This is a genomic window from Streptomyces sp. NPDC033165 (assembly GCF_055577965.1).
Genome location: NZ_JBVIPK010000005.1, coordinates 244,454 through 258,077 on the forward strand (window position 1 = coordinate 244,454; position 13,624 = coordinate 258,077).

A 13,624-nucleotide genomic window follows, 5' to 3' on the forward strand; every position below is an offset into this window, starting at 1 on the left:
GCTGCGGATGGGACGGCTCAGCGGGCCAGGGCGAACACGCCCAGCGCGCTGCCGTGTTCGTCGACCACGGGCAGGGCGTCGACGTGGCTGTAGTGCATCAGGTGCCCGGCTTCGGCCATAGTGGTCACCGGTGAGATGAACGGCCCCCGGTCGCCGAGGATGTCCCGCAGCTGGACCCTGTCCGAGTACGCGGAGCCGTCACGGACCGCTGCGAGCCGGGACCGGGTGACCAGTCCGGTACACCGGCCGCTGTCGTCGCAGACGAGCAGATGTCCGGTGCGGGCACTGGCCATGACCGCCAGGGCCACCTCGACGGTCATGTCGTCGCAGACCTGCGGCCCGGCGGTGTCCATCGCGTCGGCCACCGTCCTGCCTGCGGGCGTGGCGTGCGTCGAGCCCGGCTGCATCTGGACCAGCGTCAAAAGGTGCCTCCTGCACAGATGGGTCAGCTTCCGGATCACGAAGTTTCAGGCAGCCGCATCGAAGGAGGACTGACGTGCGGTCACGCGCCGGGCCGCGGAGGCGGGGCTGCGCCGGCCGCGTGAGGAGGCGCTGCGCCGTCGCCGCTCGACCACCGGCGCGGTGATCGTCACCGGAATACCGGAGGGGGTCCGGGCGCCGGTGATCCGGCCGAGTGCCTCCTCGCCCGAGCGGACCTGGGTCGTCTCGGGCACGATGCCGGCGGCGGTCATGAGGCGGCTCATGCCTCGGCGCTGGCTGGGGGTGACGAGGGTGACGACGCTGCCGGACTCTCCTGCCCGCGCGGTACGGCCGCCGCGGTGAAGGTAGTCCTTGTGGTCGGTGGGCGGGTCGACGTTGACGACGAGGTCGAGGTTGTCGACGTGGATGCCGCGGGCGGCGACGTTCGTGGCCACGAGCACGGTGACGTGCCCGGTCTTGAACTGGGTCAGGGTCCGGGTGCGCTGCGACTGCGCCTTGCCGCCGTGCAGAGCGGCGGCCCTCACACCGCTGGCCAGCAGGTGGTCGGTGAGTTTGTCCACGGCCAGCTTGGTGTCCAGGAACATGATGACCCGGCCTTCCCGCGCCGCGATCTCGGTCGTTGCCCGGTGCTTGTCGGTACCGTGGACGTGCAGCACATGGTGCTCCATCGTCGTGACCGCCCCGACGGCGGGATCGACGGAGTGGACGACCGGGTCGCTGAGGTAGCGGCGGACCAAACGGTCGATGTTACGGTCCAGGGTGGCGGAGAAGAGCATCCGCTGGCCCTCGGGGCGAACCTGGTCCACGAGCTCGGTGACCTGGGGCAGGAAACCCATGTCAGCCATCTGGTCCGCCTCGTCCAGCACAGTGATCGCAACCTGGTCCAGCCGGCAGTCACCCCGGTCGATGAGGTCCTTGAGCCGCCCCGGCGTCGCCACGACGACTTCCGCGCCACCGCGCAGCGCGTTGGCCTGCCTCCCGATCGACATTCCGCCCACGACGGTGGCCATGCGCAGCCTCACCGAGCGGGCGTAGGGGGCCAGGGCGTCGGTCACCTGCTGGGCCAGCTCGCGCGTCGGCACGAGGATCAGGGCCAGCGGCTGCCGGGGCTCGGCACGTTGACCGGCGGTACGGGCCAGCAGAGCCAGGCCGAAGGCGAGGGTCTTGCCGGAGCCGGTGCGCCCGCGTCCCAGGACGTCGCGGCCCGCGAGGGTGTTGGGCAGGGTCGCCCCCTGAATCGGAAACGGGACGCTCACCCCCTGCGCGGTCAGTGCCGCCAGCAGCGGCCCCGGCATGTCGAGGTCGGCGAACGCCTCGACCGCCGGCAGTGCGGGAGTGACCGTGACCGGCAGGGCGAACTCGCCCTGAACCGTGGCGGGCCGCCGCCCCTGGCCACCCGAGCGGCCCGAGCCGCCAGAGCGCGCCGGGGCGGCGGAACGGGCCGGGCCGGGCGAGTTGAAGCGGCTACCGCCCCGGCCGGAGTCGGCGGCACGGCTGCGGGACGAGCGGCTGCTCGTACGTGTGGAATTCATTCAGAACCTTCCCTGATACGGCACGTATCAAGGAATTTCCGCAGCGGAGGAACAGCGCAGGGAATCACAAGAACGGGCCGAGCGGATGCGAAATCAAATGAGGCCTGCGGTTGATCCCGGAGCGGGATGCAGACCATGGGACGAGTGGCGCCATATAGGCGAGGAATCCAGTTCCACCGGTGGCGGGACTCGGAAGGAACGGGCAGCCAGAGGACTCTGCGGGAAGGTTCCGCCGCAGATGGCACCGCTCCGCAAGAATGCCCGTAGCTGGGTCCCGCACCCCGAGGGATACGGGACCCAGCTACGAAGTACGCGCCAGTGTCAGGCGGGAACGATGTTCTCGGCCATCGGGCCCTTCTGGCCCGCTGCGATCTCGAAGGTGACCCTCTGCCCTTCGAGCAGCTCACGGAGGCCCTCGGCGGCGATGTTCGAGAAGTGGGCGAACACGTCAGCGCCGCCGCCGTCCTGCTCGATGAAGCCGAAGCCCTTGGCCGCGTTGAACCACTTGACCGTGCCTGACGCCATGTCACATCTCCTTCGAGGGCAGTGCGCCGAGAACCGCGATGCACGGATCCCGCGTCGCCGCGATGATGCCCCGACCGGAGAGAACCGGAAATACAAAAAAGCTCTTCGGGCCGGAAGCCTCGCCCGAAAGCTCAGAAATTTGGGTACCACAACTGCAACTGAGATCGACAGTAGCATGCCGTAATGGTCCGCGTACGGTGAAAAATTCCGCTCTCTTTGCTGCGCCAATAATGCTCCCGGCACGGCACATTGAACCCTCACCCCGCGGCCATAGATATTGGCCCGCCCCGGGCACAGCGTTGCAGGAAGGATGCTTACGCTTCACAGCGCGAGGGCGCCGACCACTCGCACGCAGGCCAGCACACCAGCGCGTCGTCCGTCAGGACGAAGGTCAGGAAAGGGCGCGGCCGAAGCCCCTCACCGTGGTGAAGTCGCCCCGCGGGGGAAAGAGAAGGCCAACGAGCGCAGTTCCGGGGCAGGGGGTTCGGCACCTGCCGGTCTTCCACCGGCCGCGCAGGCTTCAGGCTACGGGCGGTGTGCTGGGCGGCTGGGCGGCTCGGTGGTGTTCGGCGTTGATGCGCTGGGCTTCTTCGAGTTGGTCCTCAAGGATGATGATGCGGCAGGCGGCCTCGATCGGGGTCCCGCCGTCGACCAGCTCGCGGGCGCGGGCGGCGATGCGAAGCTGGTAGCGGGAGTAGCGGCGGTGGCCGCCCGCGGAGCGCAGGGGTGTGATGAGGCGGGCTTCACCGATGGCGCGGAGGAAACCTTGCGTGGTGTTGAGCATCTCGGCTGCCCGGCCCATGGTGTAGGCGGGGTAGTCGTCGTCGTCGAGGCGGCCGAACGAGTCGTCTGCTGTCATCTGTACCTTCCTGTGGAACACGCGTTGGGGGGCCCTGGCGCCATTGGCACCAGGGCCCCGAAGGAACTGCTACACCATCAGCCGGCCTGATCGGCTACGCCGGCTCTGTGTTTCCGCATACCTGCCGGGAAGAGGCCCGGGGGTTGCGGGGATCGCGGTTGCTTGACCGGAGACCACCTCACTATCGATGTCCTGCGGTACCCGGGCCCAAAAGTTCCGCCCGGGCGATCCTGATGGCGTTCAACTCCTCCGTTCTTTCCCTCTGGGCAACTGCTTCCGTACTCCTGGTGGCCTCTCACAGCGCCACTTCGGCAGCCAGCCCTGCGGCCCGTCCTGCATCTGCTCTGGCCGAGAACCCCACTGCCGAACTCCCCGGTACGCGCGCCGCAGCCTGACGCCATTTACCGAGGGACCACTGGTACTGCGGACTGCACTTGGGTCCTGCGGTTCTGCTCACGGCAGCCCCTGAAACTGCGGGCCACCCGGTCCGGGGCCAGTCCCGTCGCCATCCTGCAACAACCCCGGCTCCGGAACTCCACCACCGCACCGACCTGCGCACTGCAACTGCAACTGCTGAGTACTACCGCCCGGCAGTTCGTCTCTGCCAAGCTCTCTTGTCCCTCTTGGATACGAGAGAAACCATAGCCATCCCACACCCCAATGTCTACCCCAGCGAGCACAGATTTCCAGATGTTGGTCAGGAAGGCTTTCTGCCTGAACCACCGACGGAGCGCGAGCGGGCCACCCCGGCCGAGACCACTGCATCGGACCTGCACCCGGCAGCGGTGTCCGTACCGGAGGCGGCCGCGGCGCCCAGGCCGATGCCGTCGAGCCCGACCGGGCGTCCCGCGCATGCGTGCCCCCGAACTGAACGGCGACACCGAAGGCTTCGGCCCGTGGCCATCCGGCTCGCCCGCACCGCCGCGGCGCCAGACCGGGCATCCCGTGGCAAGAGCCGGGTTTTTTTACCCGTACGCCGGGCTTCGCCCTTCGAGGAGCCGGCCTCGGGCACCCGGAGCCGCCTCCTCACGCGTGGAGGCGTACGGGACACCTGTGCCGGACGGGTCAGCCCAGTCTGAGGTGGTGCAGCATCAGCAGCGCGGCCGCCATGTTCGCGGCGGGCACCTCGCCCCGGGCGATCATGTCCGGGACCACCTTGAGCGGTATCCACTCGCGCCGGGACGACTCGAAGGCGTCCTGCGGAGGCCCGGTCCAGTGCGCCTCGTCGGACCAGTAGAGGTGGTGCCGGGCGTCGGTGAGGCCGTTGGCGGGCTCGACGGTGAGCAGTCGGCGCAGCTCGCCGGGGCGCCAGCCGGTCTCCTCCTCCATCTCGCGGGCCGCGGCGGCCGCGAGGTCCTCGCCGTCCTCGACGACGCCCGCGGCCAGCTCCCAGCCCCAGCTGTCGGTGATGAAGCGGTGCCGCCAGAGCAGCAGCACCTCGTTGGCCTCGTTGACGACGGTGGCCGCCGCGACCGGGCGCAGCCGGATGACGAAGTGGTCGAGGTGGCTGCCGTCGGGCAGCTCGACATCGGCCAGATTCACCCGGAACCAGGGGTTCTGATACACATTCTGTTCGCTTAAGTTCGTCCACTGCACGGTTCTGCCGCCTTTCGACATGTTGAGGTCAACATGTCAGCAGGGTCGACGCAGAAGCGGAACGAACGGCGGGGCGTCGCCGGAGCTCACAGAGGCACGCGGAGCGCCCCCTCGATGAGACCGGCGGTCTGTACGGCGTCGGCGCAGCCGCTCTCGGCCAGCTGTGCCCGGACCTGCCGCAGCCGGTCGCGCAGCCGCTGGGACTCCATCCCCCGGGCCCGTTCGGCCATTTCGGCGGCGGTACCGGCCGCGCGGTCCGGTTCGCCCTGGAGCAGTTCGATATGGCTGAGCATCGCAAGACGGTGCACGCGCCCCCGGTCGTGCGCCGGGGCGCGCACCGCGGAGGCCGCGTGCTCCCTCGCCCCGGGCAGGTCCCCGAGGCTGAGCAGGGCTTCCGCCACCTGGACGTCCACCAGGCCGGGCTGGACGTACCCCGTCTCGTCCGGTTCGCGTCCCGTGTGAATGCGGCCGGCCTGGGCCTCGGCCCGGCCGATACAGGCCCGGGCGCTCGCCGCGTCGCCGAGGCGGCCGTACGCCTTGGCCTGCATGGCGTGCAGGTCGGCGGCCAGGGCGGGGGTGATGTGGTCGCCGGCGGCCCGCAGCGCGGCCTCGGCGAAGGCGATGGAGCGGCGGTAGTCGCCGAGGAACAGGGACTGGGTGACCAGCAGGGCGATCACATAGCCGCCGAGCGCCCGGTCGCCGCTGGACTTGGCGAGCCGCAGTGCCTGGTGGAAGTAGCGCTGGGCGAGCCCGTGGGCGTCGGAGTCGTAGGCGCAGATGCCCGCCACCGCCACCAGACCCGCCGTCGCCCGGTGCAGGCTCCGGCCCAGGGCGTCGCTGCAGCCGCCGCGCAGCAGGGGCGCGGCCTCCGCGTTGAGGAAGCGGACGATCCGGGACCTGGTCGCGACGCCCCCGGTCTTGCGGTACATCTGCTCGTAGTGGTCACGGGCCGCCCTGAGCATCGCTATGTCGGCCTCACTGACCCGGCCGGGTCCCGGCCGCGAGACATCGGTGTCCTCCGGGGGGTTCTCCCACTCCCAGACCGGCATCACCGCCGTGGTGCCGGTGACGGCGGGCACGGTGGCCAGATGCGGGCGCTGCTCGTCGGAGTGCCACAGCGCGGTGGCCCGGTCGACGAAGCCGGAGAGGGACGTGCACTCGGCGGCGGTCTCCGTGCCGGAGGCGGACGCGGCGCCCAGGCCGATGTCGTCGAGCCCGACCGGCCGTCCCAGCCGACCGCCCAGCACCTCGCAGATCAGGTCCGGCACCTGGCCGCGCGGCCGCTGGCCCTTCAGCCAGCGGGAGACCGCGGTGTGCTCGTACCGCAGGCTCAGGCCACGGCTCCGGCCCGCCCGGTTGACGTGGCCCGCGAGGCCCGCCCGGGACACACCGGCCTCCTCGATCAGGGATTCGAGCAGGACATTCGGCTCCATCGTCCCCCCAGGTACATGTCGCGATGAGCCTAGTGGAGCACGATTCACACGGGGTGTGAACGGAATGCCCGAACCCTCCTGCTGTGCGCTCTGCCGCGCCGCTCCCCGGCTCGGTTGAATGAACACCCTCGCAAGAGGCGGCCGGGTCGTCGGCTCCCCCTCGTAACGGTTGACGACCCGCCCCGCGCCGTCCGCACTGCTGACCTGCCCGACACTCCGTGGCAGCGCGGACGGCGCCAGGACCGCACGGCCCACTGACCGACGACGAAGGAGGGTGGCTGCGGAACGGAGGCCCGGAACCGCATTCCTCCCGGTTCCCCTCCGGATCCGGCGTGGGGTCCCTCCGCCGCTCGGCGGGAGAAGGAGAAGGGGCGTATCCGGTGGCCGGATACGCCCCTTCTCAACGCCTTCGCAGTTACTACGCCCCGCGCAGCACCGCACCCGTGCGCTCGGCGGCCAGGGCCACCGCGCTGTCGCGGGCGGCCGAGGCCTCCTCCACGGTCAGCGTGCGGTCGGCGGCGCGGAAGCGCAGCGCGTACGCCAGGGACTTGTTGCCCTCGCCGATCTGCTCGCCGGTGAAGACGTCGAACAGCCGCAGCGATTCGAGGAGTTCACCCGCGCCCTCGCGCAGCGCCCGCTCCACGTCGGCGGCCGGGACGTCCCCGGCGACGACGAGGGCGACGTCCTGGGTCGCCACCGGGAAGGTGGAGATCCGGGGCGCCTGGAGCGCTCCGTCGACGGCCTGCTCCAGGACGTCGAGCTCGATCTCGGCGGCGCAGGTCCGCTCGGGCAGGTGGAGCGCCTTGATGACGCGCGGGTGCAGTTCGCCCGCGTGTCCGAGGAGGGTCTCCTCGCCGTTCACGGTGACGTACAGCGCGGCGCAGCGGCCCGGGTGCCACGGGGCGTGCTGGTCGGCGCGGACGTTGACCTCGACACCGGCCTCCGCGGCGATCGAGCGGGCCGCCTCGACGGCGTCCGCCCAGGTCGCCGGGGTGCCCTTGCCCCACCAGCCGGCCTGCTCGCGGGCGCCCGCGAGAACGACGGCGGCGCGGCGCGGCTGACGCGGCAGGGCCGCGTTCAGTGCGGCGACCTCCTCGTCGGTGGGGCGGCGGTCGACGGGCAGCCGGACGGCCTGGGTCTCCTCGCCGGTGGGCCGGAAGACCAGGCCCGTCTCGAAGAGCGCGAGGTCGTGGCTGCCGCGGCCGTCGTTGCGCCGCAGTGCGCCGAGGAGGCCCGGCAGCAGCGTCGTGCGCAGCGACGGCTCCTCGTCGGAGATCGGGTTGACGAGCTTGACCGTGCGGCGGCGCGCGTCGTCCGCCTCCAGGCCCAGCTGGTCCAGGACCGCGTCGCCGATGAACGGGTAGCTCAGCGCCTCGACGTACCCGGCTCCGGCCAGCACCCGGCCGATGCGGCGGTGGAGCCGCTGGCGGTCGGTGAGACCGCGGCCGGAGGGGGGCGTGGGCAGGGTGGAAGGCAGGTTCTCGTAGCCCTCCAGCCGGATGACCTCTTCGGCGAGGTCGTTCGGCTCGTTCAGGTCGGGCCGCCAGGACGGGACGGTGACGATCAGCTCGTCCTGCCCGTAGACGTCGCAGCCGACCTGCTGGAGGCGGCGGACGACGGTCTCGCGGCCGTACTCCACACCGGCGACCTTGTCCGGGTGGTTCGCCGGCATGGCGATGGTGCGGGGCGCGTGGGGTGCGGTGATCTCGGTGACCCCGGCCTCGGCGGTGCCGCCCGCGAGCAGGACCAGCAGGTCGACGGTGCGCTGCGCCGCTGCTGCGGCGGCCTGCGGGTCGACGCCGCGCTCGAAGCGCTTGGACGCCTCGGAGGACAGCTTGTGGCGGCGTGCGGTGCGGGCGATCGAGATCGCGTCGAAGTGCGCGGCCTCGATGACGACCTCGGTGGTGAGGGCGTGCTCGCCGTCCGCGTCGGCGATCTCGGTGTTGGCGCCGCCCATGACGCCCGCGAGGCCGATCGGCCCGCGGTCGTCGGTGATGACCAGGTCCTCGGCGTCCAGCACGCGCACGGTGCCGTCAAGGGTGGTGAGCTTCTCGCCCTGCTGGGCGCGGCGCACGCCGATGGGGCCTTCGACCCGGGTGCGGTCGTAGGCGTGCAGCGGCTGGCCGAGCTCCAGCATCACGTAGTTGGTGATGTCGACCGCCAGCGAGATGGGGCGCATCCCGGCCTTCTGGAGGCGGCGCTGCAGCCAGATCGGGGAGCGGGCCTCGGGCTGGAGACCGGTGACGGTACGGGCGGTGAAGCGGTCGCAGCGAGACGGGTCGGAGATCTGGACCGGGTAGCCGTACGCGTTGGGCGCGGGCACGTCCAGCAGCGCCGGGTCGCGCAGCGGCAGCCCGTAGGCGGTCGCGGTCTCACGGGCGACACCGCGCATCGAGAGGCAGTAGCCCCGGTCCGGGGTGACGGCGATGTCGAGGACCTCGTCGACGAGCTGGAGCAGCTCGATCGCGTCGGTGCCGACCTCGTGCTCCGGCGGCAGCACGATGATGCCGTGCGTTCCGTCGTCGCCCATGCCCAGCTCGTCGGTGGAGCAGATCATGCCGTGCGAGGTCTTGCCGTACGTCTTGCGGGCGGAGATCGCGAAGTCGCCCGGCAGCACGGCGCCCGGGAGGACCACGACGACCTTGTCGCCGACCGAGAAGTTACGGGCGCCGCAGACGATCTCCTGCGGTTCGCCGGTGCCGTTGGCGGTGCCGACGTCGACGGTGCAGAAGCGGATGGGCTTCTTGAAGCCCTCCAGCTCCTCGATGGTCAGGACCTGTCCGACGACCAGGGGGCCCTTGAGGCCCGCACCGATCTGCTCGACGGTCTCGACCTCAAGGCCGACGGAGACGAGCTTGGCCTGTACGTCTCGGCCGGTCTCCGTCGCCGGCAGGTCGACGTACTCCCGCAGCCAGGAAAGCGGGACGCGCATCAGATCTCCATCCCGAACGGCCGGGTGAACCGGACGTCACCCTCGACCATGTCTCGCATGTCTTCGACGTTGTGGCGGAACATCAGCATCCGTTCGATGCCGAACCCGAAGGCGAATCCGCTGTACTTCTGGGGGTCCACGCCGCAGGCGGTGAGCACCTTGGGATTGACCATGCCGCAGCCGCCCAGCTCGATCCAGCCCTCGCTGCCGCAGGTGCGGCAGGGGCGGTCCGGGTTGCCGACGGACTCGCCGCGGCAGACGTAGCAGACCATGTCCATCTCGGCGGACGGCTCGGTGAACGGGAAGAAGTTCGGCCGCAGCCGGGTCTTCATGTCCGGTCCGAAGAGCGCCTGGACCATGTGGTCCAGGGTGCCCTTGAGGTCGGCCATGGTCAGGCCCTCGTCGACGGCGAGCAGCTCGATCTGGTGGAAGACCGGGGTGTGCGTGGCGTCCAGCTCGTCGGTGCGGTAGACCCGGCCGGGGCAGACCACGTAGACGGGGGGCTTCCGCTCCAGGAGCGAGCGGGCCTGGACCGGCGAGGTGTGCGTACGCAGCACGACGCCGGACTCGTCGCCCTCGGTCGCCTGGCCGTCGGGCGTGGTGCCCCGGACGAAGAAGGTGTCCTGCATCTGGCGGGCCGGATGGTCGGGCACGAAGTTCAGGGCGTCGAAGTTGAACCACTCCGCCTCGACCTCGGGGCCCTCGGCGATCTCGTAGCCCATGGCCACGAAGACGTCCGCGACGCGCTCCATGATGGTCGTCAGCGGGTGGCGGGCGCCTGCCGGGATGCGGTCGTAGGGCAGCGTGACGTCCACGGCCTCCTCGACGAGCACCCGGGCGTCCCGCTCGGCCTCCAGCTCGGCCTGGCGGGCGGCCAGTGCCTTGGAGACGGCGCCGCGGGCCTGGCCCACACGCTTGCCCGCCTCGGCCTTGGCCTGCGGGGGCAGGGCGCCGATCTCGCGGTTGGCGAGGGACAGCGGCGAGGTACCTCCGGTGTGCGCGGTCTTCGCCTGGGCGAGCGCGTCGAGGTCACCGGCGGCGGCGAAGGCGGCGAACGCCTCGTCCCGCAGGCGCTCGATCTCTTCCGGTTTCAGTGCCTCGACCTCGACTGGGTCGTACGACTTGTTCGGTGCCGACATCTCTTCCCGTGCTTCCGATTGGCTGATGGCGCGACCCGGCTCGACGACCGCAGGACGCAAAGGTGCCAAAGGTCGAGTCTAAAGGCCGCAGGACGGTCGGGGAGCCCGTGGGCTGCTCACACCAGGTAGGCGGGCATGCTCACAGGCAGAATAAATCGGAATTCGGCTCCGCCGCCGGGCCCCCGGTCGACGGTGATCGTGCCGCCGTGCGCCTCGACGATGCCCTTGACGATGTAGAGGCCGAGGCCGGTGCCGCCGCGCTTGCTCCCCCGCCAGAAGCGGGTGAAGACACGGCCCATCGACTCCTCGGGGATGCCGGGGCCCTCGTCGCTCACGGTGACAGCCGTTCCCATCTCGTCGCTCGTCCCCGGCGCGGGTGCCGGGGCGATCTCAATGGTGACGGTTCCCTCGCCGTGGCGCACCGCGTTTTCCAGGAGGTTGCCGAGGACCTGGTCGACCTTGTCGGGGTCGGCCCAGAGGGCGGGCAGCGGCCCCCCGGTGCGGACACGGAAGCGTTCGGGGGCCTGGCCGCCCGTGATCAGGCCCTGGACGTGGCGGGCGACGGCGGCGGAGACGTCGACGGGCTGGCGGCGCAGCTCCAGCCTCCCGGAGTCGATCCGGGAGATGTCGAGCAGTTCCGCGATGAGCCGGGTGACCCGTCCGGCGTCCGCGTCGACGGTCTCCAGCATCAGCCGCTTCTGGTCGTCGGTGAACCGCTCCCACTTGGCGAGGAGGGTCGCGGTGAACCCTTTGACGGAGGTCAGCGGGGAGCGCAGTTCATGGGCGACGGTCGCGATCAGCTCGGCGTGGCTGCGTTCGGTACGCCGACGGGCCTCGGTGCCGCGCAGCGAGACCACCACCCGGCGCACGGGCCCGGCGGGCGTCTCGCGTACGTAGCGGGCGGAGACGAGGACCTCGCGGCCGCCGGGGAGCAGCAGATTGCGCTCGGGCTGGCCGCTGCGGGTGGCGAGACCGCCGTACGGGTCGGTCAGCGGCCACCAGCGCTTGCCCTTGAGGTCCTCCAGCGGGAGAGCCGCGTCCAGGGGACGGCCGATCGCGTCGGCGCGGGGGGTGTCGGTGATGCGGGAGGCGGCGGCGTTGAAGCAGATGACGCGCCCGCTCCCGTCGGCGACGACGAGACCGTCGGGGAGATCGTCCGGGTCGATCCCGAAGCCGTCGAGGCCCTCCGGACCCGTCTTCGCGCCGTCCGGGTCCTCGCCCGCGGCGCTGACGACGGCGGTGTGCGCCGGTCGCGGCGAGCTCATGCCGACAGCCATATTCCCGTATCCCCACCTCTCGAACCGGTGCAGTGGGCCCCCGAGTTCGTCACCCTACTAGCCGCCGGTGAACCGGCGACACCCTGTGGGGGCGCGGACAGGAGTGCGCCGGTGGGCGGGGCGCGGGAATGGCCGGGATCGTACGCTGACGGGCCGTCGGGGTGCTGCTCCGGCGGGGTCCGGAGCAGCGGGCGGATGCTCCGTTACGCGCCGGGGGCGCGCCGGGGGCGCTGCGCGCGGGCGGAGGCGTAGAGGCAGACGGCGGCCGCGGTGGCGAGGTTGAGGCTCTCCGCCCTGCCGTGGATCGGGACCCGGACGACGGCGTCGGCGAGCGCGCGCGTCTCCTCGGGCAGCCCCCAGGCCTCGTTGCCGAAGACCCAGGCGGTGGGGCCGCCCATGGTGCCCGCGTCCAGCTCGTCGTCCAGGTCGTCGGCCCCGGCCCCGTCGGCGGCGAGGATGCGCACCCCGGCGTCGCGGAGCCCCTGCACGGCCTGCTCGACGGGCACGCCGACGGCGACGGGCAGATGGTAGAGCGAACCGACCGAGGCGCGCACCGACTTGGGGTTGTAGAGGTCGACGGACGCGTCGGTCAGGACCACGGCGTCCGCGCCCGCCGCGTCGGCGCAGCGCAGTACCGTACCGGCGTTCCCGGGGTCGCGGACGTTGGCCAGAACCGCCACCAGGGTGGGCTTCGCGTCCAGGATCTCCTGGAACGGGGAGTCCAGGAAGCGGCAGACGCCGATCAGGCCCTGCGGGGTGACGGTCTGCGAGACGTCGGCGAGGACGTCGTCGCCGGCCAGGAAGACCCGGGCCCCCGCCGTGTGAGCCGCCTCGACGATGTCGGCGTACCGGTCGGCGGCCTCGGGGGTGGCGAACAGCTCGATCAGGGTCGGCTCGCCGTCGCCGCCCCGGTGCGCCGCGGCCTCGCGTACGGCCTGCGGCCCCTCGGCGATGAACCGGCGCTCCTTGCCGCGGAAGTTCCGTCTGGCCAGCCGGCGGGCGGCGGCGACGCGCGGGGAACGCGGGGAGATCAGTTCGGGGGTGCCCATGGTCGGCGGCGAGCCTCTCTGCGTACGGCGGTGGGGGTCGGCGGCAACGCACCGGACCCGCAGGCGGCGTGCGCCTGCGGGTCCGGTTCGCGTACCTGGAAGGAGCGCCTGGGTCAGGCGGCCTTCGGGGCGTTGACGTCGCTCGGGAGGGCCTTCTGAGCGACCTCGACGAGGGCGGCGAACGCGTTGGCGTCGTTGACCGCGAGCTCGGCGAGGATCTTGCGGTCCACCTCGATGTTGGCGGCCTTCAGACCCTGGATGAGGCGGTTGTACGTCATGCCGTTCTGGCGGGCAGCGGCGTTGATGCGCTGGATCCACAGCTGACGGAAGTCGCCCTTGCGCTTCTTGCGGTCGTTGTAGTTGTAGACCAGGGAGTGGGTGACCTGCTCCTTGGCCTTGCGGTACAGGCGCGAGCGCTGACCGCGGTAGCCGCTGGCGGCTTCGAGGATCGCCCGGCGCTTCTTGTGGGCGTTGACTGCCCGCTTGACGCGTGCCACTTGTTAACTCCTTGTAGCGGGGCCGTGGTCGTACTCACACGGCCCGGAAACGAATTGGTCCCGGTGTGATCGAGGTCGTGCCTCCGGAGCGATCCGGAGGCCGGACCTCACTTGCCGAGAAGCTTCTTGATCTTCTTGGCGTCGGCCGGAGCCACGACGACCGTGCCGGTCAGCGAGCGGGTCTTCTTGGACGACTTGTGCTCGAGAAGGTGGCGCTTGCCGGCCCTCTCGCGGAGCACCTTGCCGGAGCCGGTGATCTTGAAGCGCTTGCTGGCACCGCTGTGCGTCTTGTTCTTCGGCATCGCGCCGTTCTCTCCTCGTCAGTGGCGCCCCTCACGGTGCGG

At 71.1% G+C, this 13,624-nt stretch carries 12 protein-coding genes; all 12 read right to left on the minus strand.

What is annotated here, in order from left to right; genetic code table 11:
• Window positions 1–17: 17 nt before the first annotated feature.
• Window positions 18–422: a CBS domain-containing protein gene (locus ACZ5WC_RS14870; RefSeq protein WP_468541161.1), complete on the minus strand. Its 405-nt coding sequence runs from the start codon at window positions 420–422 to the stop codon at window positions 18–20.
• Between the two features lie 45 nt (window positions 423–467).
• Entirely contained in the window at window positions 468–1,973 is a 1,506-nt protein-coding gene (locus ACZ5WC_RS14875; RefSeq protein WP_468541162.1) for a DEAD/DEAH box helicase, read from the minus strand.
• A 321-nt stretch (window positions 1,974–2,294) separates the two neighbouring features.
• Window positions 2,295–2,498, minus strand: coding sequence for a cold-shock protein (locus tag ACZ5WC_RS14880; protein WP_468541163.1), 204 nt, complete (start codon window positions 2,496–2,498; stop codon window positions 2,295–2,297).
• A gap of 520 nt (window positions 2,499–3,018) precedes the next feature.
• Complete coding sequence (locus ACZ5WC_RS14885; protein WP_468541164.1) at window positions 3,019–3,357, minus strand: helix-turn-helix domain-containing protein; 339 nt, start codon at window positions 3,355–3,357, stop codon at window positions 3,019–3,021.
• Window positions 3,358–4,422: 1,065 nt separating this feature from the next.
• Complete coding sequence (locus ACZ5WC_RS14890) at window positions 4,423–4,953, minus strand: NUDIX domain-containing protein (RefSeq protein ID WP_311118834.1); 531 nt, start codon at window positions 4,951–4,953, stop codon at window positions 4,423–4,425.
• 86 nt (window positions 4,954–5,039) lie between these two features.
• Window positions 5,040–6,386: a transcriptional regulator gene (locus ACZ5WC_RS14895; protein ID WP_468541165.1), complete on the minus strand. Its 1,347-nt coding sequence runs from the start codon at window positions 6,384–6,386 to the stop codon at window positions 5,040–5,042.
• Window positions 6,387–6,804: 418 nt separating this feature from the next.
• Window positions 6,805–9,318 carry a phenylalanine--tRNA ligase subunit beta gene (gene pheT, locus ACZ5WC_RS14900; protein ID WP_468541166.1) on the minus strand — a complete coding sequence of 838 codons (2,514 nt, stop codon included), beginning with the start codon at window positions 9,316–9,318 and terminating at the stop codon, window positions 6,805–6,807.
• Window positions 9,318–10,457, minus strand: coding sequence for a phenylalanine--tRNA ligase subunit alpha (pheS, locus tag ACZ5WC_RS14905; RefSeq protein WP_468541167.1), 1,140 nt, complete (start codon window positions 10,455–10,457; stop codon window positions 9,318–9,320). The genes pheT and pheS overlap by 1 nt, the downstream gene beginning before the upstream one ends.
• Before the next feature lie 116 nt (window positions 10,458–10,573).
• Complete coding sequence (locus ACZ5WC_RS14910; protein ID WP_468541168.1) at window positions 10,574–11,734, minus strand: sensor histidine kinase; 1,161 nt, start codon at window positions 11,732–11,734, stop codon at window positions 10,574–10,576.
• 203 nt (window positions 11,735–11,937) lie between these two features.
• A complete protein-coding gene (locus ACZ5WC_RS14915; protein ID WP_468541169.1) occupies window positions 11,938–12,783 on the minus strand; it encodes a TrmH family RNA methyltransferase in 846 nt (281 codons plus the stop codon).
• A gap of 113 nt (window positions 12,784–12,896) precedes the next feature.
• Complete coding sequence (gene rplT, locus ACZ5WC_RS14920) at window positions 12,897–13,280, minus strand: 50S ribosomal protein L20 (protein WP_003970214.1); 384 nt, start codon at window positions 13,278–13,280, stop codon at window positions 12,897–12,899.
• 107 nt (window positions 13,281–13,387) lie between these two features.
• Window positions 13,388–13,582 (minus strand): 50S ribosomal protein L35, encoded by a 195-nt coding sequence (rpmI, locus tag ACZ5WC_RS14925; protein WP_003970213.1) that lies wholly within the window; start codon window positions 13,580–13,582, stop codon window positions 13,388–13,390.
• Window positions 13,583–13,624: the final 42 nt, after the last annotated feature.